This window comes from Pedobacter sp. MR22-3 (genome assembly GCF_026240075.1).
Lineage (GTDB): Bacteria > Bacteroidota > Bacteroidia > Sphingobacteriales > Sphingobacteriaceae > Pedobacter.
In genome coordinates, this window is sequence record NZ_JAPIVF010000007.1 from 266,503 (window position 1) to 289,934 (window position 23,432).

The 23,432-nt window shown below is 38.0% G+C and carries 22 protein-coding genes; 10 read left to right on the top strand and 12 right to left on the bottom strand.

Going from position 1 to position 23,432, the window contains the following annotated elements; translation table 11 throughout:
• Nucleotides 1-108 precede the first annotated feature (108 nt).
• From OQ267_RS19115 to OQ267_RS19145, 7 genes are all read left to right on the top strand, one after another.
• On the top strand, nucleotides 109-894 hold the full coding sequence (locus OQ267_RS19115) for a hypothetical protein (protein WP_265837536.1): 786 nt from the start codon (nucleotides 109-111) through the stop codon (nucleotides 892-894).
• Between the two features lie 9 nt (nucleotides 895-903).
• Complete coding sequence (locus tag OQ267_RS19120) at nucleotides 904-1,425, top strand: hypothetical protein (protein WP_265837537.1); 522 nt, start codon at nucleotides 904-906, stop codon at nucleotides 1,423-1,425.
• Entirely contained in the window at nucleotides 1,422-1,946 is a 525-nt protein-coding gene (locus OQ267_RS19125) for a hypothetical protein (RefSeq protein WP_265837539.1), read from the top strand. Before OQ267_RS19120 ends, OQ267_RS19125 begins: the two co-directional genes overlap by 4 nt.
• 138 nt (nucleotides 1,947-2,084) lie before the next feature.
• A complete protein-coding gene (locus tag OQ267_RS19130; protein WP_265837541.1) occupies nucleotides 2,085-2,258 on the top strand; it encodes a hypothetical protein in 174 nt (57 codons plus the stop codon).
• Entirely contained in the window at nucleotides 2,231-2,803 is a 573-nt protein-coding gene (locus OQ267_RS19135) for a hypothetical protein (protein WP_265837542.1), read from the top strand. Before OQ267_RS19130 ends, OQ267_RS19135 begins: the two co-directional genes overlap by 28 nt.
• A gap of 634 nt (nucleotides 2,804-3,437) precedes the next feature.
• Nucleotides 3,438-4,832 (top strand): hypothetical protein, encoded by a 1,395-nt coding sequence (locus tag OQ267_RS19140; RefSeq protein WP_265837544.1) that lies wholly within the window; start codon nucleotides 3,438-3,440, stop codon nucleotides 4,830-4,832.
• A 707-nt stretch (nucleotides 4,833-5,539) separates the two neighbouring features.
• Nucleotides 5,540-6,865 (top strand): hypothetical protein, encoded by a 1,326-nt coding sequence (locus OQ267_RS19145; RefSeq protein ID WP_265837545.1) that lies wholly within the window; start codon nucleotides 5,540-5,542, stop codon nucleotides 6,863-6,865.
• Nucleotides 6,866-7,498: 633 nt separating this feature from the next.
• Here OQ267_RS19145 and OQ267_RS19150 read toward each other — a convergent pair.
• Nucleotides 7,499-7,912: a helix-turn-helix domain-containing protein gene (locus OQ267_RS19150; protein ID WP_265837547.1), complete on the bottom strand. Its 414-nt coding sequence runs from the start codon at nucleotides 7,910-7,912 to the stop codon at nucleotides 7,499-7,501.
• Between the two features lie 274 nt (nucleotides 7,913-8,186).
• Here OQ267_RS19150 and OQ267_RS19155 point away from each other — a divergent pair, with 274 nt between their 5' ends.
• Together OQ267_RS19155 and OQ267_RS19160 are read left to right on the top strand one after the other, a co-directional pair.
• Nucleotides 8,187-9,674, top strand: a complete 1,488-nt coding sequence (locus OQ267_RS19155; protein WP_265837548.1) for a HEPN domain-containing protein — start codon at nucleotides 8,187-8,189, stop codon at nucleotides 9,672-9,674.
• A complete protein-coding gene (locus OQ267_RS19160; protein WP_265837550.1) occupies nucleotides 9,667-13,080 on the top strand; it encodes a DEAD/DEAH box helicase in 3,414 nt (1,137 codons plus the stop codon). Before OQ267_RS19155 ends, OQ267_RS19160 begins: the two co-directional genes overlap by 8 nt.
• Before the next feature lie 85 nt (nucleotides 13,081-13,165).
• On the opposite strand, the gene OQ267_RS19165 is transcribed toward OQ267_RS19160, so the two are convergent.
• From OQ267_RS19165 to OQ267_RS19215, 11 genes are all read right to left on the bottom strand, one after another.
• Nucleotides 13,166-13,588 (bottom strand): hypothetical protein, encoded by a 423-nt coding sequence (locus OQ267_RS19165; RefSeq protein WP_265837551.1) that lies wholly within the window; start codon nucleotides 13,586-13,588, stop codon nucleotides 13,166-13,168.
• Between the two features lie 45 nt (nucleotides 13,589-13,633).
• Nucleotides 13,634-14,656, bottom strand: coding sequence for a relaxase/mobilization nuclease domain-containing protein (locus OQ267_RS19170; RefSeq protein WP_265837553.1), 1,023 nt, complete (start codon nucleotides 14,654-14,656; stop codon nucleotides 13,634-13,636).
• Nucleotides 14,637-15,050, bottom strand: coding sequence for a plasmid mobilization protein (locus OQ267_RS19175; RefSeq protein WP_265837555.1), 414 nt, complete (start codon nucleotides 15,048-15,050; stop codon nucleotides 14,637-14,639). The genes OQ267_RS19170 and OQ267_RS19175 overlap by 20 nt, the downstream gene beginning before the upstream one ends.
• A 283-nt stretch (nucleotides 15,051-15,333) precedes the next feature.
• Nucleotides 15,334-15,582 carry a hypothetical protein gene (locus tag OQ267_RS19180; protein ID WP_265837594.1) on the bottom strand — a complete coding sequence of 83 codons (249 nt, stop codon included), beginning with the start codon at nucleotides 15,580-15,582 and terminating at the stop codon, nucleotides 15,334-15,336.
• A gap of 53 nt (nucleotides 15,583-15,635) precedes the next feature.
• Complete coding sequence (locus OQ267_RS19185; protein WP_265837557.1) at nucleotides 15,636-15,899, bottom strand: helix-turn-helix domain-containing protein; 264 nt, start codon at nucleotides 15,897-15,899, stop codon at nucleotides 15,636-15,638.
• Between the two features lie 18 nt (nucleotides 15,900-15,917).
• Nucleotides 15,918-16,190: a helix-turn-helix transcriptional regulator gene (locus OQ267_RS19190; protein ID WP_265837559.1), complete on the bottom strand. Its 273-nt coding sequence runs from the start codon at nucleotides 16,188-16,190 to the stop codon at nucleotides 15,918-15,920.
• Between the two features lie 174 nt (nucleotides 16,191-16,364).
• Entirely contained in the window at nucleotides 16,365-17,123 is a 759-nt protein-coding gene (locus OQ267_RS19195) for a hypothetical protein (RefSeq protein WP_265837561.1), read from the bottom strand.
• A 125-nt stretch (nucleotides 17,124-17,248) separates the two neighbouring features.
• Nucleotides 17,249-18,526 carry an SMODS domain-containing nucleotidyltransferase gene (locus OQ267_RS19200; RefSeq protein WP_265837563.1) on the bottom strand — a complete coding sequence of 426 codons (1,278 nt, stop codon included), beginning with the start codon at nucleotides 18,524-18,526 and terminating at the stop codon, nucleotides 17,249-17,251.
• 27 nt (nucleotides 18,527-18,553) lie between these two features.
• Entirely contained in the window at nucleotides 18,554-19,114 is a 561-nt protein-coding gene (locus OQ267_RS19205) for an SLATT domain-containing protein (protein ID WP_265837564.1), read from the bottom strand.
• A 105-nt stretch (nucleotides 19,115-19,219) separates the two neighbouring features.
• Nucleotides 19,220-21,229: a hypothetical protein gene (locus OQ267_RS19210; RefSeq protein WP_265837565.1), complete on the bottom strand. Its 2,010-nt coding sequence runs from the start codon at nucleotides 21,227-21,229 to the stop codon at nucleotides 19,220-19,222.
• A 133-nt stretch (nucleotides 21,230-21,362) separates the two neighbouring features.
• Nucleotides 21,363-22,115, bottom strand: coding sequence for an abortive infection system antitoxin AbiGi family protein (locus tag OQ267_RS19215; RefSeq protein ID WP_265837567.1), 753 nt, complete (start codon nucleotides 22,113-22,115; stop codon nucleotides 21,363-21,365).
• 193 nt (nucleotides 22,116-22,308) lie between these two features.
• Here OQ267_RS19215 and OQ267_RS19220 point away from each other — a divergent pair, with 193 nt between their 5' ends.
• Nucleotides 22,309-23,406 (top strand): hypothetical protein, encoded by a 1,098-nt coding sequence (locus OQ267_RS19220; protein WP_265837569.1) that lies wholly within the window; start codon nucleotides 22,309-22,311, stop codon nucleotides 23,404-23,406.
• The last annotated feature ends 26 nt before the right edge of the window (nucleotides 23,407-23,432 follow it).

Consider the following 23,432-nt stretch of genomic DNA (forward strand, 5'->3'; position numbering starts at 1 on the left):
ATATTTAAAAGGTATAGAAGAGTAGGTTATAAACAATCTAAGCTATTACTCTACTCTAGTTCAGGGCGTTTGATGAACTCTGGCGCATATGATGCAAGACGACATGTAATGAGGCAGCCTAAACTTAAACTGGAACTCTTACAAAGCCTTACACCAATGACCAAGACAATGAGCGGTGATGGAGGTATAGATTTAGAGGAAGTAACAATTCATGGTACCGCTCCCGGAAATGGCGGAGACCCAGGAGGCTACAACCCAGTGAATCCATCCTTTCCAACGTTCCCGGTTGGAGGAGGTTCTGGCGGTTCTGGTTCGGGTGGTTCAGGAAACGCTGGTGGCGGAGCTGGAGGCTCAGGTAGTAACGGTGATGATGACGAAGCTGGTGGTGGCGGTGGTGGCGGTGGACCAATCGAGTGGGAACAACCGGGGATAATGCCAGGAGATCTGTCTTGTAGATCATTCAAATTTCAGCAGGTAGGAACTTCAAACTCTCAATCAGCTATCGTAACTGGCCTGCCTTCGCCTACGTTTTCGGTGGCTGGCGGTGGTAACAGCTCACGCTCGTTTCCTTTAGGGGATATTATCGTCGATGCACCGCTAACACTCGCTAATGGTACGACAATATCAGCTGGAACCGCGGCAGCAGCAGCGGCAGAGGCAGCTAATGATGCAGTCAAGATTCTTGGCACAATATACGGTCTGGGGAATAAATGGAGGACCGCGACAGATGCAACTTATGAACGTGACTTTATTACAACTATGGAAACATTCCTAAAAGTCGCTGTACCAGGTGCTAGGGTTCAAAAACGTGGCACTGATGGTAGAACAGGCGTATCTCCATCAAAAGCCGAATATGATGGATATTTAGACTGGCTATTTGGCACAGGTTGTTAACTTAGTAGAATGAAACATTTAGAATTAATAAATAGTCTATATCCTTACTTTCCAAAGGATATAGACTACTATAGCGATAAATACCAAGTTAGCGAAGAATATCAGTTTTTAGCTAAAGTATGTGATTCTGCTGACGCAGATAAACAGGCCTATCTCGATCTATTAGAAGAATTGAATGGAATCGCCCATACGGTAGACTTTACCCAGCTGTTTGCGAGGGATAGATGTTTTCGTTTACTAACTGATGTATCACAAGACTTTTCCCTGTTAACAAGCGTATCTATAATTGCCCCGTATTTTATTTTCCAAACCTTTTACAACACAGGTGGGCGTAGGGAATCTTTCGATGTCTCTCAGGTTCCGAATTTATTAATGGAAAAAGTATCGATTACGATTCAAAATTTTTTTCCTTCCTATTTGCTTTTACCAAATGAACTTAGAGATATTCCTGTTAAGGAAATATCATTGCCAAGAACCCCTTTGGGAGAAGTTACCATTGCACAAGCGATTTTTACTGATGCGAGCATATGAAAGAAAAATTTTGGTTGTTGATTTTAGCGTTGTTTCTCACAAAACATTCCTCTGCGCAATCCAGTAATAGGCTGATTGATAATCTGATGAGTGCGACGAAGCTTAAAATAGGCAATGAATTTGAACGTGTTGGACTTAGCAGTTCTATAGACCTAACCAAGCTGGAAAAAATCGATTCAATCCCAATGTCTGGAATTTTAAAGCTTTTCGATTACAGTTATGCTTATACCAGCTTAGTGAAAGAAGAAATACCCATTGATATTATTCTAGTTGGTACGGCAAACAGAAGGATCAAAAGCTTGATTTACATACTTTCGCCAGTTCGAATAGAAACATTACTTAGTAAGATAGGCAAGTTTACGACTAAAATAGATCTGCCATCAATAGGCTCAGGAACGACAGTACTGTATTCTTGGGAATTTCCTTCATATAGTACGTTGCTCTACGCCGGTATTGATGGTTCTTCTCAAAATATTATAGTTATATATTCAGGAAAAATTGAGAGTATATTTAGGAACTGATATGCTAAAAATTATAGGTAATGGATCATATCTCTGGATAGATTATCTATAACACAATTTATTTTAAATTCTTATAATTTATTACAAATTAAGTTTAGAAAAACAAACTTAAATCAACAAAATTCTTTATGGTTGGCTATGGAACAAAAAGAAGACATAAGATCTTTGATTATTTTGAAAAATTTAGATAGCCAATTATTGCAACGTATGATCACAACTATTGGCTTGGCTCGTGCAACCAATATATATATGGCTTTTGAACTATTATCAAATAACCAGACTTTATGGATGCAGAATTTGTATTTATTTTAGTAAAAAGACGAAAACAAAAGACCATGGAACAAAAATTAGCACCCCTACAAGAAGCCAGCATGATCCACTCAATGAAGACCAATGATGCAACTAGGCGCCGAAGCAATATTTCCCTAATCATTTCTTTTCTTGCACTTTTATATTCTGTTTTTAAGGATAAGCCTATTAACAGCTTGTTCAACTCGGGAATTGTCACTGCATCAAAACGAGGTTATTACTTCAGTTATTTAGCCTCCCATCCCTTGGAATTCGTAGGGTATTTATTTTTGGTATTCTTTTCAGTCGTCAGCTTTATAATTATCTATGCAATGCTCTTTGAGGATTTACCGCTATCAAACGCTATATTTCAGATTTGGCCCTTCGTTGCCATGTTGATGGTAACAAGCTTTGCTTTTGCATTTCTTAAGGTTCCTTCTCCGCTAACCGTCTTCTTTATTATTGTGATAAGCTATGTGCTTGCTATCTCCTATTTCGTCAATATTTTTTTTAGGATGATTAAACATGACAAGTACGAGCATCTTAAAGAAAAAAGAGTAAGGAGTTAACAGTTTGGTGCTTTTGGGGTGACTGTAATTATTTAGAGACAGTAAAACAATCCCAGGAAAGGCAATTTCCCGACCACTCCTTTAAAACTGATTCTAATTGCTGAAAAAGTAATCACGTTATAGCCGAAGGGGCTGTAAAATTGGGAGTTTCTAAGAAGTGAAGCATTAAATTCAATATCAAGAGTTAGTGTTAGCATTTTTCAATTTCATCAATGTTTCTGCGAATTTAGCTGCAAAGTTCGCTCTATGAATTACGGTAACCGTTTCAGCTTTGTACTGCGCTTTTACTGTAATGTTATAGAAACCGCGTAGAGGAAATGACTATTCATCACCTATTATGAGGGTCTTCAATCTATCGAAAGTTAATGGTTAGAGTTTCACCTTAATTTACAAATTTCCGCTAAATAAACGTTTCAAAAGGCAATATGGCAATGTCTTTAAGCAAAAAAAACATTTCATGCTTATACGCTTTAGGATACCACTCAAAAGCTAAAATTATCATTTCCAAATAATATAATTTTCAATCATCTGCTTTGCAATGGGAAGTGGCTTAGGTTGGAATCTTGTCTATAACTTTTCGAAAATTTAGCCTCTTGGATCTTTATATTTGATTATTAACGCAAATGCTCAAAGAATGGAAAAATACGGATTGCCTTCTACGGAAGATTTTGGATTGACGCTTGCCAGAGTTGCAGACTATGCTTTCTCATACTGTGAAAATTTCGTTCCCGAACAAAAGGAAAAACCTAGCGATAAGTGGACGGCATCAGAAATGACGGAGTTTATGGCTGAATGTCGCGTTGGGTTTAAACTAGCCCAAAAGCAGATTATCGAACAGGTACTCTACTATCAACAAAAGCTTAAGGAAAATAAGGATTTAATAAAGGCATCCAGATCTAACCACGACAAGAAAAAGACGCAGGAGTACCTGTCAGTGATTAAATTGATAGAAAGAAGACTGAATAACCTATCTCATATAGCAGACGGCATTGTCATTGAGTTATTGGGCCATCAAGTACATATTGCTAAGCGTTTGCACATTGGCGAAAAGTCGAACAAACAACTGGAGCATTCCAACCTTTCCCACGCAATCAAAGTAACAGACCAACTTAATGAAAACCCAGGAACATTTGCTCTGCTCTCAGACCTTACCAGCTATGTACAGATTGGAGATTTGCTTGTGAGTGATGAGGAAAAAGGCCTCTATATTTCTGAGTTAAAAGAAGGAAAATCTAATAAAAGGATAAGAGAGTTTATTGATACCACACTTCAGAACGGATTTCCCTGTGCGGGGTTCCAGAGTGATTTCAGTGAAAAGGATATGGAACAGATGAAACGAATGCTTCGACAGGATGTGCGGATGCAACAGGCGGTTGAAGTTATTAATACAGACAGAGGAACAGACCCGGTAACTGGGGCGGAAATTATAATTAAAACGCCAGCCATTGATCTGGTCTATTATGATGGTATTTTTCTTGCCATGCTGGAGGAACTCAAAAGCAAGGATTGGAGCTATAGGCTTCTGGAAGACTGTGTTCACATTGGTGTTTATCAGGGCAAGACAGCCCACGTCATGGCTCGGGCAACTATTCCGACAATTTTAAAAAAACAGACCGAACATTCAATTTTCATAGACTTGATGAATATTACCGAAGACCTTTCAGAAACACTTTTTGCAAAGCCATTTCCAAAGGAGTTTGTAATTAAAATTATGATCGGCCAAGTGAAAGTGATGATTGGAATTAATCTTGATAAACTGATTGAAGTGTTCAATGCGAATGGCCTTAAAACGCGCTGGCTGAGTACCAAGGAAACAGGCAAGCTAAAGGTGAAGGGCAATAAAATCCAGTATGTAACTTCAAAAAATAGGGCGATTGGAATTGTACTTTCCTCAGGCATTGAAGCTGTAATGTCCGGGGGGATTATAAGTAAAATTGCATTTGACCACATTTTACCATCAAATCTAGCCGCCTCTATCTCTAGCTCGTATACGCCTAGCCACGTTGTAAGAGAAAAAGATGATACTTAAAATAATATGATAAGTCGCTATAGCCCATGTCGATGGAAGCAAAAATTATTTTTAATGATGGCGATATTATTTCATCATTTGTTTATGATAAATTGCTAAAAGACGAAGTAAAGCCTGGAATTTTTCATCAATAATAAAATTCATTACGTTAAGACTTATCCATAAGGATTTGACTAAGACGGAATCTTTATAGATAATAATTATTTTTTTCCTACTCTTTGATCTATTCGAGACAAAGTGAACTAAATCAAACATAGACCCGATATTTTTTTATTATCTATCCCGACAATTAAGCTATATCAAACCATCAAATGAATAGAATACGCGGCACCAAGTAGATACCTTATTACAGATTTTTAAATTTGACAAAAAATGGCATAACACTACAAACGGTAAAAAAGCAGATTTTTCTACAAGTATATTAAGAAAATTGAACTCAAAAATAAAACATTTTTATTTCGAGGCGAGCGGCAAACCACGTTGGCTAGAATCTATGGTATTCCACTTTTAGAATTGAAGAGTGATTTGTTTACAATATTTGTTCTTGGAGGAAAGGACGATATTTTGAATCTCCCCTAGGTCATAAGGTATTCCGCTAAGAGAACTGCCTAATAACCGATTATTTATAGTGTTTCGTATTTTATATACGCTTTTTACAGGGAAATATTTTGCTATCTAAATACTTATATTTACTGTATTTGAAGAATATGGATAGAAAATTAATTGATATTGTTAATACTATGAGTTGGGTGCTTTCAAATGAGAAAGCTTACCAAATCAATGCAGTTTGTGCAAAATATAAGTTATCCCCTGAAGAAGAATATCAATCTCCTTCAGGTAAGGAAAAGTATTTTAAAAATCTCCTTCTAGGACATTCTGAATCTTTCTTATTAGAGCTGGCGAACAAATTAGTCAATGACTATAAGGATGACAGTCTTGGTTTTGTCCTAAATGAGTTTCATAATGGTAAATTTTACAAGCTCTCCAAGGTGAGTAGAAATGAGTTGCTCAGGGAGTTATTTAAAGTACCAGACCTCCAGGGGCTGAGGACGAACGATGAGTTTTTAGATGCCTGTGACTTGCTTCAATTTATACCTTTAAATACAGAAGATTTCTTCGCCTCATTCATACCCGGAGAGGTAAAGGCACCCAATAAAGAATTGACTGAGGAACTGCGCAAAATCAATCTTCAGAATAAACTCGATTCCAGATTCTTTCTTTTCCTAGAGCAAGTTGTTCACCCTTACACTAGAACCAACATAAAAAGCGCTCCGCTGGTTCAACTCATTAATACCTACTTATCCAAAGATGGACTTCTACTAATTCCTGCAGGCGATATTTCCGGGGAGGTTTATTACCAAGTCGTGGATAAACAGGGAATAAATGAACCTTTTAAAAATTTGATTTTTGCAGCTGGAAGCTATAAGCCAGTAATTGTGCTTGATGATGCTATAAGCAATCGCATCAGGATTGTAAAGAATGCGGAATATTGTCTAGTTTATGATAGGACTATAAAGCCCAATGCTGGTCTTTCTTGGGTAGAATTGGTAGACTGGTGGTCGGCATTGAGTGGCAACCTACCATCTCGGGAACAGGCGATATCTTTGAAAGACAGATTGTATGGGGCATTAGCATCCGTTCCTGAACAAATCCTTTTTGAGTCCTACTTTTCTCTCGCAAAAGAATTTGATAGAAAGTTTCCCGCTTTAATTCCCCAGGTGTATCTCCATTACGATCCTTATTCCGTTAAACAACATGGGGTGAGTTACCTCTTGCGCCAAAGAATGGACTTTCTATTGCTTATAGGCAATGCAAGAATCGTAATCGAGGTTGACGGAAAGCAGCACTATGCTGAATTAGATGCCGCATCACCTCGAAAATATGCTGAAATGGTATCTTTAGATAGAGAACTTAAGCTTTTAGGTTATGAAGTTTACCGATTTGGAGGATTTGAACTAACTCTTAAAGACAAAGATGTCATAGCTGATTTTTTTAGGAAGTTATTCATCAAGCACCAAGTAAAAGCCAAATGATCTAACTTTATACAAGGATCGGGCAATATTACAGAGACAATGTTATTGTAATATTTAAAAAGTTCGTTACTTAATAAGTTACTAAGAGAGGTTTAAAATTATTCAAAGTAAATCTGATTATACAGAATGGAGCCCAATCAAAACACAAAACAATACTAAACGGAGATGTATTCTAAGGATATGTTCAATACAAAAAAGATTACAACATTATCGTAGATGATCTGTCCAAACCTAACCTTAATTATAATAATCAACAGTTCTCCATTGTCGCGGGTATTAATCAGCCCAGTGATACTATTCAAGGAACTATTAGATATAAAGCAGAAAATAAATTATTTAATTTAAAAGTGCTAATTAGTAAGACTCAAAAATTTAAGGGTGTATATTAGCTATGCTGAGGAACTTTGGATGAATGGTAAGCCAGGAAAAAAAAATCCTAAAAATTTAGTATTTAAACGAGATTAGGTGAATCTTTTATGTAAAGGAAATAGCTAAGAAAGCGGTAAAGAGCTTACATAAGTCTCCCCAGCGCAACGAATATATTAGTGAGACTTTTTCTAAATAATATGAGAAATAAGAAAGGACATTGCAAATCGCAGTGGCCTCTTAAACTAAAATATTCTTATCTAATTCTTATTTATTCTCTTGTGCTTTTAATAGGCGTTCATATAGTGCTTCTTTTTCAGCATGGAGTTTTTTAAGTTCTTCTACTGTTTCCATTAATTTATCTAATGGGTTGAATGTACATTTGTAATTTTCTACGTATGCAACTGAATCATCCTGAAAAGTATTGGCGATTATATTTACAGCTCTTTCTTCGTCGAAATTCCTTATAGCCTCCTCCGGTACCTTCAATATCTTTGCAATTTCTGCCAACAGCGTATCTTCAATCTTTTCTTTAGATTCCAGAACTGAAATCTTTTTCTGACTCCAGTCCTCGCCAAGTGAAGCTGCAAGCCCTTCCTGTTTAATCCCCATCATTTCGCGGAAACGCTTCACATTTCTGCCTTCATGCACCTTGTTTGGACGATCAGCTGTTGTACCCATAGATATTATAATTTGCTTTAAAAGTAAAAAATATTCTTTTAAGTTTTAAATCCATTTGATTATAAATGAAACTTAAGTTAATGATCAATATGCTATTGATTACTAAATATCAAAGATAATCATATCTTTTGAAACATTAAAACAAGCATCTCCAAGAGCATCTTATCCCAGTTTAAGGAATAAAAAAAACGCTAAATTAACTAAAAAATACCCTGAAATATTAATTTAGACGCTAGTTAGTAAGGTTATTTGGCTTAAACTAAAAGAGCCTAACATGACAACACTATTAACCGTTAGCGAAAAAACCTCATTCCGCTATTTACAAGAAAAGGACATCATCAGTCCACATTACCAGATCGCACGCTTTTTATGTAGCCAAGAGAATAGTTTAGTGCGCCTGAAATCAGGGGTAATCGAATTACTGAAAGCCGCCTTTACCAATGTTGAAAATGCTGACTATTTCTATCTCCATCAGCAGCTTATCAAGCTATTGGAACTCAGCTTCGTCATCCGAGAAAGCGATACAAGTACTACCTTAGACAGTATTCAGGTACCTCCGGAAACCGATAACCAAACAATTTATAATCCATTACCTACTAATAATAACCTATCAGAAATTTATCGATCTGCCACAAGATCTAATATAGAAGTTAGTGATTCGAACACTTCATTAGATGCATTCTTCAGGTTTAAAAGTTTATCAGAGTGGAAGGGTATTCTAGATTCGCTTCTGTATGCTGCAAACGGAAAAGTTTTGTTGACAGAAATCCTTCACATTCAAGCGTTCGAAGCTATACTGGTCAGGGAGCACCTCGACAAAATGATCGATGCGATGTGGTTAGTTTTTCTTGAACAATCCATGCCTTATGTACGCATCCATCACGCAGATGAGCCCATCTTCAAAGATGTGACGCTAAATACAGCAGCGCCTAACATTAATTCTCATTATTTAGCAAACTTTAAGGAACGGAATTTTCCGGCTGTTATCAGTTTCCTGGCTGAAGTTATTGCGCCCGAAAAAATATTCTGCCTTAACCACGAGCCCGGTGAGGATGGAACCGATCATGCAAACCTGATCCTCGTTATTCCGGACACACATGCACAGGCCTTCGTTGATATTGAAACAGTATTTGAATTTGCCCTGATGAAACATCACCGCATCAGTTGCAGCTTATTTAAAAGTTCGTTTTTCCATAAAATGATCACCGAAGGGCATATCTATTTCAGCATGTCCTGCAATCCGGATAGCCTGGTTTATGACGATTGTAGCAAGCCTATGCCTAAACTGAAAATAGATGAGAGGCCCGAGAAGATTGAGAAAACAAAACAGGACTTCTATACAGGAATGACGAAAGCTAAAACCTTTTTTACCGCCGCACTGCAATACAAATGCGAAAACAGAATCCTGTCTGCGTTTATGCTGCATCAGGCGGCAGAACTTAGCCTGAGGGCACTTAACAGGTCATTGACCACTCAGGATAAAACCACCCATAATATCTCTTCGCTATTGAAATTCAATCTAAGGCTAACAACCAGATTATTCTCTCTAATGGATGATGGTAGCGAAGAAGATGAAAGGCTGTTATTTATTTTAAACGGCGCTTACCTGGGCTACCGCTATCATGAGAAATATAACATCGAACCTACTGACTTAGAGACGCTATTTGGAAAGGTAGAAAAACTGCATGCAGGGGCAGAAGAAATTTTCCTGGACTGGATGGCAAAATATGAACTATTAATCAATACCGCCCAACATGACTAAGGACAATATTAGGGATCAACTGAGAAATGCCTCAGTGCCTTACAAACTCATATTAGATAAAGGTTCAAAATTACCTTCTCCATCAGATTTGAACATCATCCAAGATCCTGAAGATGATGAAATTCGCTATTGTAATTACCAGGCATTGAGCTTTGAAAACCAGACGCTCACCATCCGCTCAGGATGGAGGAAGTATTTCGAACAGTATATCCAAATAGCTGAAGATCATATTCTGGTATCCTGCAACTGTGGCAGCAAAGTCACTGGGCTTTGCAAGCATGCCGCAAGGTTATTTTTAAAGATGATCGAAACCAACGCTGATGGCTTCTTTGAACGCTTTAAGCAATATCCCTATACCGATGCAGCATTCTTTAATCAATATTTAACGCTTCAAACCCACTATCGAAATGATATTTCAGCAGTGCCTAAGCCAGAATACGGGCATATCTATAATTATGAAAACCAAGTTAATAGTAGTCAATTTTCATCCGATCCGCTATTTTTTCCTTCCCCTGTTAAACTTTTCGAGGAGGATTTGAGCATCACAGCTTATGCTATTGCCTTCCATTGTGATTTCCCGATTCCCTTTCTGATTGCTTGTAATGCAACCAGGGCTGCTGATAGCAGAGCCATTAAAGCCTTTGTAAACTTCTATGATCCTGAAATTGCGCCAAAACGATTAGCACCGATGGATCAGTTACTACATGCTTATAGCATGGAATTCAATAAATTGTTGGATTTTGAAACGGTCAATAAGAAATACAGAAATTCTTCAAAAGAGGAAGTAAAAGCGCTACGCTATACTGCCTTTAATTATTGGAAAAGAATCATTCCGCTTTTAAAGGATCATCAATACCTGTTTTATCGTTCATTCAGAAACAAATTTTACTATAATGGCAATGTTTCAAAAAGCTCAATGCAACGGCTTGCAGTATCCGATGAGCAGATCAGTTTCCACTTTACCTTAAGCCAGTATAGCGGACATTATAAATTAACCATGAATGCGAAACGGGAGAATCAGTATCTTGAAATTGGTGAATTGCTTCCTGAATACCAGCCGTTTTTCTTTTCATTAAGCGAAGCGTCGGATACGTTTTATCAGTTTTCTTCCCTTGAAGAAGCACAGGCTGTGGCTGAATTGATTAAAGCCGGAGGAACTTTTACCATCCTGGATGATGACCTGGAAAATTTCAATCAAAACATCCTATCTAAACTTACCAGCCAATACACCTTCACTTTTAACATAGATAATAAACCAACTCCAAGCTTTTTGAGCGTAAAGAGAAAGCATATACGGGTTAAAGATGAAGGAGAGTATGTCGCTTTTATCCCTGAAATACAATATGATGAAGGCCATGTCTTTCCTGTACAATCCGGCGGTTCTGCACTACTGCAAACCGGTAGCAAAGAAGTTCAAATATTGAACCGCGATAAAAATGAAGAAGCAGCATTCAGGGATTTTTTTATTACCCTTCATCCCGCTTTTATAAAGCAGCAGGACTTACCTTGCTTTTACCTGCCAAAAGAAACCCTGAAATCTGAAGTCTGGTTTGCTAAAACAGCCTATAACCTGATGGGTACCGGAATACAGTTTACAGGAATGGAAACCCTAACCGATATTGATTATGACATGCTGACGGGAGAGATGAAAATTGACATCAGGGAAGAAAACGGTTGGTTTGATATTGATGTTACCATGCGTTATGGAGAATATGAATTATGCTCCGAAGAAATCCATAAAGCGTTAAAGAAGCGCTCCAATATCTTTATACTTGAAAACGGAAAAACAATCTATCTGCCTGATGCATTCTTTGAAAAACTGACCACAGTTTTTAGAAGTGGTATGCTCACCCGTAAAGGGGTCAAACTGGCTGGTCAGCATTACATGCTTTTGGATCAGCTCTATGATCCTTCTGAAAGACCGGATCTTGCTAATATGGTTGTAGCAAGGGATCGGCTATTTAGCCAGCAAGACAAAATACCACTCATTGAAGTTCCTGATCATGTAAATGCTATACTGCGGCCCTATCAATTGATTGGTTTTAGCTGGCTCTGCCATCTGCATACTTTAAAATGGGGAGGCCTGTTAGCTGATGATATGGGGCTTGGCAAGACCTTGCAGGTATTGACACTCTTGCAGCACTTCAAAAATAAAGGGCTTTCCACGGCTCCACATTTACTGCTTGCCCCAACTTCCCTGCTTTACAACTGGGAGCAGGAAGCCGAAAAATTCTGTCCACGTTTATCTATCCTGGTATTTCACGGGACACAGCGTGAAAAGAATGCAACAGCACTTCAGAAGTATGATCTGATTATTACCTCCTATGGTACGGCAGCTGTGGATGTTCTTTTTTTGCAAGCCATCAGTTTTGACTACCTCATTTTAGACGAAGCGCAGGCCATCAAAAATCCATTTTCAAAAAAGTTTAAAATGGTAGTAGGATTTAATACCCGAAACAGGCTTGCCCTTACCGGAACGCCTGTTGAGAACAGTTCGGCTGATCTTTATGCGTTGATGAATTTCATCAACCCTGGCTTTTTCGGCAGTCTAAGGATGTTCAAAGAAAACCTTGGCGCCAAAGGCGATGAACAGGATTTCGAGCGCGCTGGTACTTTGCTAAAAATGACCAGGCCATTTATTTTGCGAAGGACTAAAAAACAGGTTGCCACTGATTTGCCGCCTAAAACAGAAATGATCATCTGGTGTGAGATGGAGGCTAAACAGCGAAAAATTTATGACCATTACCGCAGGCAATTCAAGGCTGAATTAAGTGATAAAATAGATTCCGATGGACTGGAAAACTCTAAGCTTCATGTATTAAAGGGATTAATTACCCTTCGCCAGATCTGTAATTCACCCAGAATTGTCAAAGATGCACCTGCTTTTGATGAGCAACCTTGCAAAATCATTGAACTCATGGAGCACATAACGGAAAAAACTGCCGGACATAAGTTACTCGTTTTTTCCGCTTTTACCGGAATGCTGGGGCTGATTCGCTCATGCCTGGATCAGCAGGGCATTGCATATGCCTACCTGGATGGCAGAACTAAGCTGAACCAGAGAAAGTCCGCTGTAATCAACTTTCAGGAAAATGAGGCTTGCAGGGTGTTCCTGATCAGTTTAAAAGCCGGAGGCACCGGATTGAACCTGACTGCTGCCGATTACGTTTACCTGGTAGATCCATGGTGGAATCCCGCCGTAGAAAACCAGGCCATCGACCGCTGTTACCGTATCGGGCAGGACAAACATGTAATGGCTTACCGTATGATCTGTAAGGATACCCTTGAAGAAAAGATTTTGGAGATACAGGACAGGAAAAGAAAACTTGCTGGTGAACTAATCCCGACAGATGAAGGCATAATGAAGTCGCTTGGAAAAGATGACCTGCTCAAACTGTTTGAATAAAGGTAACACACCAACCCATCTGAAAGCGAAAGGGTTTGAAATAATCGCCCCCTTTGATTTGCCATTCAGCTTGGTGGATGGCAAATTATTTTAAATGATCATTTAAAAGCAGATAGGTCAGCCCCATAAAAACCAAAATGAGTATGAGCAGGATTATCCTGGTTAGTACCGCTTTTACATATTCCACGCTTCTGATCTGCTCGGGGAATAGAGTAAAACGATACGCTTTTGTCAGTGGCTTTGGCCATTTTTCCATCGTCTGATTGATGAGCGCAAGGCCGTTTTTTAGGACTGTATTGACTTTCGATAAGTCCGGTTCGGGAGCCTGGATAACGACGTTACCGAACTTGGTTTCAAAGGCCGTGATTAGGCCTTGAGTCTGTTCTTCTTTTGCTAAAAGTGCATCCTGCTTAACGGATAGCTCCTTTTCCAGTACTTCAGTCTTTTTGATCAGGCTTTCTATCACTTCGTCCATGACTGTTTTTTCTGGTGTTTGCTGGTTATTCATTTTATTACTCCTTTCTTTGAAAATATTGATAATTAATTCTAATTGTTACCTGCTATTGATCCGTGCCTGTTGTTTTCTTCTTCGATTACGGCCGTTGATGGCCTCATCATCGATGTCATCTGATATGTCAACCCCTTCACTGAGCAAATGTTTAAAAACCTCACCGAGGAAATTGGCCTGATGCCCATCTGGCAAGTAACCCTTCTCTGGCTCCTGTGGCGAATATTGATCCTGCTGTTTTGCCTCGTTTTCTGATTGCCTGATCGCTTCCCTGATTTCGTCGGCCAGACTTTTAGGCTGGGCTGATTTTCCTTTCATCTGCTGTTCCTCTTGGGACTGCGCCTGATCCAAACTAAACTTGTTGATATTGCCGTAACTTAGGCTCCTGTCAATTTCTGATCCCTTAAACTGGTATTCCGCTTTGCTGAAACTGATGCCCTGCACTTCCTGGGTACCACTCTTGTATTTGTACAGCATTTTAATTCCTTGCATTAACAGTTTCTTTTGTAGTTCATCCATATTTTTGACCGTGGGCAGTATGGCCTTGATCTGGTCATGCAGCTGGTATTTTATTCTGTCTGCACCTTTAAGCCGTTGACGGTTTACCTTGTCTTTTCCTTCAGCTATGTAGAAACCGTACTTTAGCGTCAGCGCTTTACTGGCCTTAACATTATTCCAGCGCTGGTTTTTATCACTGATTGTTTTGCCCTCATTATTCACCCGGTTGTAAATAATATGCAGGTGATCGTGGTTAGTATCATGGTGCCTGACCATCAGCACCTGGGTGCCGGAAATCTTCATCTTCGCCAGGTATTCTTTGGCAATACTTACCATGAGCTCATCGGTGAGTATTGCGGCATCTTCAGGGCTCCAGTTGAGTGCAATATGTCCGACAGCTAGCCCAAGGCCTGGCCGCATCTTCCGCTGCATATTGAAGTCTGCAATAGTGTGGGTAACCTCGCCCTTACGCACGCCCTCGGCATACAGGATCACCGCATCCTTTTTTAATACACAATAGTTCACGCAGCCTTTAAAGCTTTTACCTGATTTAGGAATCTTGCCCATCATGGCGGTTCAGGTATTTAAGGGTTTGATCAATTTGAGAAAGCAGGTATCCGCACTTGATGGCAATACTGATAATGCCAGTGGTATTGGCCTGTTTGGTCAGTTGGTTCAGGTTATTGGCCATCCCTGCCAGCAGGTGCAGGATGCGCCTGTCCTCGGCGTTCATCCTGGCTGCTACTTTGGCTTTTAAAGCTGCCGATCTAAACCAGTCACTGATCCGCATCCCGGCATCACGCGCTTTGGATTCGATCAAAAAACGCTCAGCAGCGGTCAGCCTTACACGGATACCACTGGCCCTTTTGATTTTCTTCTGTGGTGCGCCACCCTTACTTTTAGCAGGTTTACCTTGGTTGTTTACCTGGTCTTTCAGAACTGACTTCGATGATGTAATGGTCATAATTTTTCGCTCATTAAATGACTTAACTGCTTTTATTTTACGCTTTGCTACTTCATGCGACCATCGGGAGCTTGAAGCAAGTTTTGCCCCTTTGCCGCAGGCTTAGGGGAGTATTTGTGTAACAAATACATAAACTTGCTCCCTACAAAGCGCATGAGTTTGACGTGCTAAAAGCTTCGGCAGACCTTAGCTGTTTCTATGCCCGGATGGCTCCTGTAAGGAGCGTCAGGGCGCAAACTTCGCCGGGATTTCCCGGCACCTTTTTCTGGTCGGTTGACCCAGCTTAATCAGGTGGCCAGTAGACCAGGCTGCCCCTGATCGGATGGTAGGATGGCTGGTAGCGGATGTACCCAAATGCATCTAGTTCTTTGATGCATTTATGGTATGTGGCAATCGATGCGATCCGGCTATAGGCCATCAGCTTTTTGCGGGTAACGGCAAAAGGGTTGGTAAAGCCTTCATGCTGCCAGCAGACAAAAAGTGCAGTAATCAGGCTGACATGGGTGGCCAGCACCCGGCTGTCTGCACCCATGCGTCTCACTAGTTTGCTGTAGTCAGCCGTCTTGTTATGGATGCCTGTTTCTGTCATTGGTTTCCTCCCTCTAATAGCTTGGTAATGTCTTCGAGTTTGTAATACATCATGCCCCCAATCTTTGTAAATCGTAGCGTACCGTTAATGCGCAGGTTTTGCAGTGTTCCCGGTGAGATGTTAAGCAGCTTTCGCACTTCGGCGCTTTTCAGCCATTGCTTACTCTGCCTGTCTTCCGGTTTAATAAGCTGCCTGATCTCGGCAAGCATTTCGGTCTTTAGTTGTTTTAAATCTTCCTTAGTGATGATCTCCACGTGCATAATAATTCCCTCCTTAAATTAATCTGTAATGTCTTGTTGCATGATTTTAAGCACTTCGCTTTTTTTGAAATACACACGCCTGTGCAGGCGTAAAAAGGGCAGCCCCTTTTTCATCCAGTCCGTCAGCGTGACCAGCGATACTCCAAGCTCGGTGGCTAGTTCCTGTTTGGACAACAAGCGTTCTTCCTGTTCCTGCTTGGAACTGCCGCCTGTTTTAAAATGCTCTTGTAGTTCTGCCCGCAATGCATCCCGGATGCACTGGCTAAGGGCTTGTTCATTGATAATCTCCATAGCCTTTGTTTTGGGACAAAAGAATGCTACGGGAATGAATATTATTGACCACGCAAATCTGCGTGGTTAAATTGGAGGGGGATTTGATAAGCTTTAGGCAACAATTAAGCGGCTGAATGATAAAATGTTACCAATCTTGGCAAAGCGAAACAAAATGTAGCCATGCCTTTATAGTCAACTGCGCTTTTTAGCGATAACGATCGTTAGAAGTTTATCTTTTTGGTCAATCTCTTTGTATTTATTGCCTAGGTTTCTCTTATCGGTTGGGAAATAGCGGTGTATGGTATGAAAATTAATCTCCTTATGATCCTCACGAAAGAACTTACAGATCATCCTTCGCCAGATAATCTGATCTGCAGGGTATAAGAGTTCCAACTTATCGGGCAGTTTAATATCCTGCAACTGGTGTATAATATCATAGAGGGTATGCGCTCTACCTGCCCTGATATTGATATAACCTTCCTTTTCCAATGTAGTGGCTTTATTCAGTTCGGATTTTAGCCTTGCAATCTCTGATTGCTGCTTCCTGATTTCTGCATGCTGATCAGCAATAATTTCAGGTAATGTCTTTTGGGTATGCCACTGGTCAATGGAGCGAAGATACTTTTGAAAGTTTGTGAGCTTATCCAATAGTTCCATATCAAGTGCATGGCTTGAATTAAAGGGGTTTTTATGCTCAATGAAATTGATGCGTCTAAGGACGATCTGCCACACAAAAGTGAAAAACTCTTCCTCGCCTTCCGGTTCCTTTCCTAAATAATAGGTTAGGTGATACCCGTAATAAGCAGGATATTCCTGCTCTGGCAGTGTAAATAGTTTTCTAATGAAAAGATTATCCTCGTAGCCATTTTTGAGCCCGATGATCGTACCTACATCATAGCGGTGCGGATTAAGGTCATAAGCTTCGTGTGCTTTAAAATATTTGTTGGGCATGGATTAGTTATCTTACATAAACGATAAAAATTGCTTTAACCAAATTTAAGAATTACTAAGCTATAGGAGTAATCATATACGATTTCGCTGACGCTTTTTAATTTAGCCAATATTTAAGACAATTTTTATAAAGAAATAGGAACATTGATTCTCGCTCTAGCAACGCAGATACCATCTTTTACAATATAGCATTCAACATAGTGTGGTCCATTAAAAGTGCTTGTTTCTTTTCGCTCCTCGTGCCCCAAATCTTTTATTATCTGACCTCTGATCATATTTTTGTCTATTGCCATTTGACCTAGGTTCTTTATCTTCCAATAAACTTCATACGGCCTCGGCACGTCACAATGGGAGATAAAAAATAGTAATGATTTTTTATTTCTAATAACTTTAAGACTCCGTAACAACTCCGTTCTGTAGCCATCCTGAGAAACTTTACAGTCTATTCTGAGACTATAAATAATATCCAGTTGAAATCTCTCTTCCACGAATTCTTCGTTATTAATGACATTTTCTGCTTTTTCCAGTAGTATATTAGTGTATGGAAATGCCTTCCCAAAAAGAGCGCGATATTTTTGACTTTGTTTATTTGCATCTTCAAGATCGTAAGCCGCAGTAGCGATCTCTAATGATTTCTTAACTTTTCTATTGATATTAATCTTTTTATATACCTTTTGTTTAGCACCAGGAGAATACCAATACCTACGATCAGCACTAAAATTCGAAAGATAATTAAAAAAGTCTTTAATTATTTCTGGGAAATGGTCGAATCCCTCATCATAAAATTGAATATTTTCCTTTAAGAAATCATAACACCAAGTATCGATAAGTAATCCTCCCAGTTTCAGACCAAATTTATTTTTCCATGCTCTTATAAACCTGCATAGCCTAATTAAAGTATGCTCTGAAAGAGTGTTGAGTTCTTCCATTGCGAGATTCTCTTGTAGAGGTTTGGTTACTTTCCAGCTGCCACCATCATTGGAATCTGGATAAGTGAAGGTGTCGTCTGACTCTAAAAATGCTGGACACAATTCAATTTTAAATCCAGTAAACTGGATAACAACAACTTGTCCATCACCACGAATATCAGTTTGGCTATAAGTTAGGCCAATAATATTTCTAATTTTCTGCAAAAGCGCGCTTTGACCATTAGTTTCATAGGCATTGTAAGTATAATACAGATCATCTGGAAGAGCAAATATAATGTCAAGATCACTGACACCCTTAATTGCTGTATCTCTACCAAAACTTCCTATAATGTAAGAATGTTCAATATCACTATCAATGTTATATAATTCCTTATTAAGGATTTTAACTATTCTCTTGATCTTTTGGAAGATGCTATCTTCATTATCAACTAAAAGATTATTTAAACATGATTCAAAAGCTTCATTTATCGGCATTTAGATTAATTATTTAGAGTGTTAATTTTAAATTGTTGTTCTTCTTAGTGATATTGGTAATAATTTATCGATTTCTGCATCTGAGAATGTAAATTCCTCGTTTTCCTGTAGTGCTTTAGAGGCAATCTTATAAGCCTTATTTATGGTTTTAGGTGCGCCTCTGTAGGTGTTAATAAGTTCAATGCTTAATAAATCACGGTTAGCTTGAAGTTCATCTATCGGACGATTACCGATTTTGATGTCAACTAGTAGTGAAAGGTAGCTTTCTCTAATGGCCAATATTTCCAATGCAGACTGTTTATGCTTCTCTGCAATTGCAAGGAGATCAAAGTCTTTAGCATATAATGTCAAAAATAAAAGCACACTTGAAAAAACTGCTGCTATGATTTCAAAAGTTATGCCCGAACCGAAAAGAACACTAAGAATACTTGTCGTGGTAAGGGCTGAAAGAATGACCTCGATTAATTTAAGACAGTCACTTCTGGATTTAAGTATATCAGCGCACTTTTCGTGGGTTTTATGCGTATATATCACCCTTCCGTAGATTTCTCTTATCTGAGATTCTAAAATTCTGTATTCATCGGTCATATTTGATATTTTCTCAAATATAACTTTATATACAACGATAAGGAAGAAAAACAAAACAACTTATCTAACCTGAAAAGCAAAAGATAATGTTATTAAGTACGCGAATTAATTTGCTCCCCGTGATTCTTCTGCAATTTTTGCTTTATAAACATTTAGTGTTTTTATACACTCTGCAATCTTTGGAATCAGTTGATTTTTAATAAGGTCTAACGAAAGCGGTCTTTTAGAATCATCAAAATCATTAAGATTTTGTTGTAAGGCTTCTAAGAATGGAATTTCGTCAGTTAATCTGTCTGCATAAGATGGATCTAAATATCTGATTTGAAAAAGTGAACTCAACTCCATAATTTCATTTGGTTTCCATTGAGCGATCGCTCCATTTATAATTTCAATTTTCACCTTATCGAATAATAAAGGATCGGGAGTTCTAATATGAGTAGACGTTGGGAGAAGCTCTTTAACAAAACCAGAAAGATTATTTACAAAAAGATCTTCCATCCTCTGCACTTCCTTGATTGAATCAGATGCTTCCTTTATTATTAGTTGCTCTTTTATAAAAACAACTAGAGATTTTAGGTTTTCTTCCTGAAAATTTCCGGTAATCATATCTAATTGAGTATTGGCAAGAATGGACGTTTTTAATTTCTCGAGAGTTTTTATTATTCCTATTTTAAGTTTCTCTTTTATAACATCTTTAGACTCATCTAGGATTTCGTTGAACCGTAATAAATAGACACCAGCATTTAGATATGAAAGCAAATCCAGAAATTCCCCATTTTCAGCATGAGATAGAAGTTCCTTTAGAGCTGGTTTGAATTCGTGATCTTCAAAATTCCAATAACCATTATGTAAAAATTTAGAGAGTAATTCATCAGCAGGATTTACTACTCCATCTTTGATTTTGTATATTTCTTCAAGCTCAGTCAGAAATGATGCTTCTTCAATAGCTTTTCCTGCAGTAATTAGGTTAAAAACTTGTTCAAAATACAGATACTGTTCTTCTAACCTTGTATAATAGGTTTTTACAAATTTGTCTCGATAGGTGAAGTGACTGTCAGGCTGATTTTCCTCTTCATCATCACCCATAGCCCAAATTAAATTTCCAAGCTGATCATTCGTTAAGGGGTTATATGGAGCATCAAGGTTTTTTTTGTCCTTAAAAGAAATACTCCCTGGTTTTTTAAATTCTATTGAAATAGCTAGGGTAAATAGCCAAATGTCTTTAAATTGTTTTTGGATTAAAGCATCGCTAATATTCTTTGTTTTACTGAGCAATTTAAAAACATAATGAAAATGCTCAATTGCAAATTTTAAGGTGCGAATATTTGCAAATAATACGCTTAGTTTCTTCTCCTCCTCTTCATCTTCTTGTACTGGATTTAAGCTGGCTATTATATAATTCTTGTTTTGATTCAGATAGTTTTTAAAATCTATGTCATCGTAGCTAGTGGTAATACTGTCAAAAATCGAAGATAAATCATTTGTAAAATGTATTGTTTTTTCAATTGTTTTCTCTTTGAACTTGATACCGCCATCTATTAATCCCTCATTCGCAATGATCAGAACTTTGTTGCCCTTGTTTTCCACAAGTTCATTTACCATACCAAGAAAGTCCTCTGTATTAATTTTGTCGCTTAGTCTCTCCAAATCATCGAAGCAAATTAATAGCCCTTCCTTTGGAAGAAGCCTAAATAAATCTTCACCCGATCCTACGAATAATTTATTAACATCAACAAATTTTTTAAGCCAAGTGAAGGATTCCAATGCGTTATGGGCGCCCTTCGCTAACGTTGCTACAGAAAGGGGATTATTTTTACCTACCTTGTCTAGGTATGCAAACAGTACTTTATTTGCAATGCTATTTTTATCGGTTACTCCATACAATGAGACAATAATTGATTTGATACCTGTATCTGCTTCTATTTTTGGAAAAAGTATGTTTTTAATGTAATATGTTTTACCACTTCCCCAATCCCCAGTAAGTAACAGTGCGCCAGTTGTTTTCATTGCTAAGTGATTGGATACTGCTTCGTGAATATGCTTCATGCTATCATTTATCATAACGTTATTTGAATGTGCTGGAGAACCAAATATATTTCTGAGCCAATTAAACATCAAAAAATTGTTTTTCTATAAAGGTAGCCAAACGCAATCATTTATTGTCATACCCAATCTTCTACTAAAGATAAATTTATAAAACACTTTAGTCTTCAGCCGCACTAATACCAACCCATGTTAGCGGCTATTTTTATACATCTTTTTCTATCTGTTCGTATGTCAATATTCTGCTTGAAAGTCTGTCAACTATTTCGTCTGGAAAACCAACTTTTGCAATTCTTAAATGAGCTATTAACGGGTTAATGTCGGTGTCCTTTTCAACAATTAAATATTTTATGTCATCAGGTTGAAAATGTAGTTTGATATGACTAACTCTTTGATTAAATTTTGATTTTTGTTGTGAGGTTCCTATTTGGTCAATGGGAACGAATGATAAAATATTGTTGGAAATAGGCGGAACAAATCTCCATTCCCGCTCGTTAGCAAATACATAATCTGAAATTGTCTTTTTACCTGGTCTTATTAGGTCGCCTTTATAGTTTTTTATGTATCGAAGTGTATTGATTGTATTATTATAAGCTGTTTCATATCTTCCTGAAATATCGTCGGTATTATTTACGAGTTTGAAAAAGTCTTCTATGCCTGTCATAAAATTTTCTGTGAAGAGACTTTTGTCACTTGCATACATAACTGGATTTAACCCTTTGTTTATTGCCCAATCTTTTGTCATACCTATCCCGAACTTCCCGTAAGTTCCTATGTTGTCTTTAAGTTCAGATAATCTTAAATCACTGAAGGAAATCATTGGCACTGCAAATTCTTTAATTTTTGTTCCACCTAAAATCCTCTCTCTTGCATAAGAAATTTTGAAAGTGTTGTTCAAAATGTCATATAAACTTTGTCTTGCTGTAAAGTGAAATAATATGTTTGGATAATGTGCCATCTATGTTTGTAAGTTTTTCATTGGTGCCCTCTTAAAATGGCCGCTAACTTCTAAATATACACAAGTATCTTAAATTTTGAAACTATAGCATAATGTATATAAATGTTATAAAGTGAGGTTTGTGTTTTGTGTTGATACGTTTTCTGAATACACTTTACATAAGGATATGTTGATATTTCCTACTTTTGGAACTATGATTAATAAAACAATACTCCTTCAAATAAAATCTAAACTTGGTCAAATAAAGGAAACTGAGGGAAGCAGACTTTTAGAAATCCACAAAATCTTGATGGGAATTTCGGATTTTTCCGCTTCATTTAAAGATGCATGGTTAGGTGGCTGGGGTCAAGAGGATTTTGATTATTATGACTACGCAGGCCAAGCAGGTTCAGCTTTAAAAGTGGGAACAGATTATTTCTACCAAATAATTGAGAAAGAATATGATGTAAAGATTGAGGAGATTCAATCGGAAATTTTTGATCTTCTCAAAAACCTGAAATCATTCAAACAGGAACTCGTTACCGAACTTTCTCCTATACGGGATAAGGAAGAATTTTACAACGAAATTGACCTGCTACAAAAAATAGAAGATTATGAGTGGGGATTTCACATCAGTACTGTCCTTAGACAAATGCAGCCTAATAGTATAGCAATACGAAATGTACATTTGATTAATCGGGGGTTGGCTACTCCACCCCATATCCATGTTTCAGCTGATCTTGTGGCTTCAACTACCCAGGCTTTTTCTGCTTCAGGATTTCTGGAGCTGGCTACTCGTTTACTTAGACAAGTTGAGATTAAAACAGAACGGGTAGATTCCCCAGATACTTCTAAACACAATGAACTCATTTTAACGAATATTTTCGACAACTTCCATAATTTTTGCAACCAGCTAAAAAACAGGCATAATAACAGGCCTTCAATTGAGGTCAATGATGAGTACGATGTTCAGGACATTCTGCATTCCATTTTGAAATTGCATTTTCGAGATATCAGAGAAGAAGAAAATGGGCCATCTTTCGCTGGTAGTTCAGCAAGGATGGATTTTTTACTTAACGAAGAACAAATCGTAATTGAAGTTAAAAAAACAAGAGAGAAACTCACTGATAGGGAAATTGGTAATCAGTTGATTCTGGATGTTGCTCACTATGCAAATCACCCAAGCTGTAAACGGCTCATTTGCTTTGTTTATGATCCAGAAAACAGGGTGAAAAATCCTCGTGGCGTTGAAAAAGACATCGAGAGCAGATCAACGGAGAACTTAAATGTTAAACTTTATATCAGACCATAATTGCCAGAAGTTCCCGTCGTATTTTT

Excerpts from the sequence above, each read along its gene's own strand:
- OQ267_RS19215 (WP_265837567.1), bottom strand. The coding sequence starts at position 22,115 with ATGGCACATTATCCAAACATATTATTTCACTTTACAGCAAGACAAAGT.
- OQ267_RS19195 (WP_265837561.1), bottom strand. The coding sequence starts at position 17,123 with ATGCCCAACAAATATTTTAAAGCACACGAAGCTTATGACCTTAATCCG.
- OQ267_RS19180 (WP_265837594.1), bottom strand. The coding sequence starts at position 15,582 with ATGGGTGCAGACAGCCGGGTGCTGGCCACCCATGTCAGCCTGATTACT.
- OQ267_RS19220 (WP_265837569.1), top strand. The coding sequence starts at position 22,309 with ATGATTAATAAAACAATACTCCTTCAAATAAAATCTAAACTTGGTCAA.
- OQ267_RS19140 (WP_265837544.1), top strand. The coding sequence starts at position 3,438 with ATGGAAAAATACGGATTGCCTTCTACGGAAGATTTTGGATTGACGCTT.
- OQ267_RS19190 (WP_265837559.1), bottom strand. The coding sequence starts at position 16,190 with ATGGAGATTATCAATGAACAAGCCCTTAGCCAGTGCATCCGGGATGCA.
- OQ267_RS19145 (WP_265837545.1), top strand. The coding sequence starts at position 5,540 with ATGGATAGAAAATTAATTGATATTGTTAATACTATGAGTTGGGTGCTT.
- OQ267_RS19115 (WP_265837536.1), top strand. The coding sequence starts at position 109 with ATGAGGCAGCCTAAACTTAAACTGGAACTCTTACAAAGCCTTACACCA.
- OQ267_RS19175 (WP_265837555.1), bottom strand. The coding sequence starts at position 15,050 with ATGACCATTACATCATCGAAGTCAGTTCTGAAAGACCAGGTAAACAAC.
- OQ267_RS19160 (WP_265837550.1), top strand. The coding sequence starts at position 9,667 with ATGACTAAGGACAATATTAGGGATCAACTGAGAAATGCCTCAGTGCCT.
- OQ267_RS19170 (WP_265837553.1), bottom strand. The coding sequence starts at position 14,656 with ATGATGGGCAAGATTCCTAAATCAGGTAAAAGCTTTAAAGGCTGCGTG.
- OQ267_RS19150 (WP_265837547.1), bottom strand. The coding sequence starts at position 7,912 with ATGGGTACAACAGCTGATCGTCCAAACAAGGTGCATGAAGGCAGAAAT.
- OQ267_RS19205 (WP_265837564.1), bottom strand. The coding sequence starts at position 19,114 with ATGACCGATGAATACAGAATTTTAGAATCTCAGATAAGAGAAATCTAC.
- OQ267_RS19200 (WP_265837563.1), bottom strand. The coding sequence starts at position 18,526 with ATGCCGATAAATGAAGCTTTTGAATCATGTTTAAATAATCTTTTAGTT.
- OQ267_RS19155 (WP_265837548.1), top strand. The coding sequence starts at position 8,187 with ATGACAACACTATTAACCGTTAGCGAAAAAACCTCATTCCGCTATTTA.
- OQ267_RS19165 (WP_265837551.1), bottom strand. The coding sequence starts at position 13,588 with ATGAATAACCAGCAAACACCAGAAAAAACAGTCATGGACGAAGTGATA.
- OQ267_RS19125 (WP_265837539.1), top strand. The coding sequence starts at position 1,422 with ATGAAAGAAAAATTTTGGTTGTTGATTTTAGCGTTGTTTCTCACAAAA.
- OQ267_RS19130 (WP_265837541.1), top strand. The coding sequence starts at position 2,085 with ATGGAACAAAAAGAAGACATAAGATCTTTGATTATTTTGAAAAATTTA.
- OQ267_RS19120 (WP_265837537.1), top strand. The coding sequence starts at position 904 with ATGAAACATTTAGAATTAATAAATAGTCTATATCCTTACTTTCCAAAG.
- OQ267_RS19135 (WP_265837542.1), top strand. The coding sequence starts at position 2,231 with ATGGATGCAGAATTTGTATTTATTTTAGTAAAAAGACGAAAACAAAAG.
- OQ267_RS19210 (WP_265837565.1), bottom strand. The coding sequence starts at position 21,229 with ATGTTTAATTGGCTCAGAAATATATTTGGTTCTCCAGCACATTCAAAT.
- OQ267_RS19185 (WP_265837557.1), bottom strand. The coding sequence starts at position 15,899 with ATGCACGTGGAGATCATCACTAAGGAAGATTTAAAACAACTAAAGACC.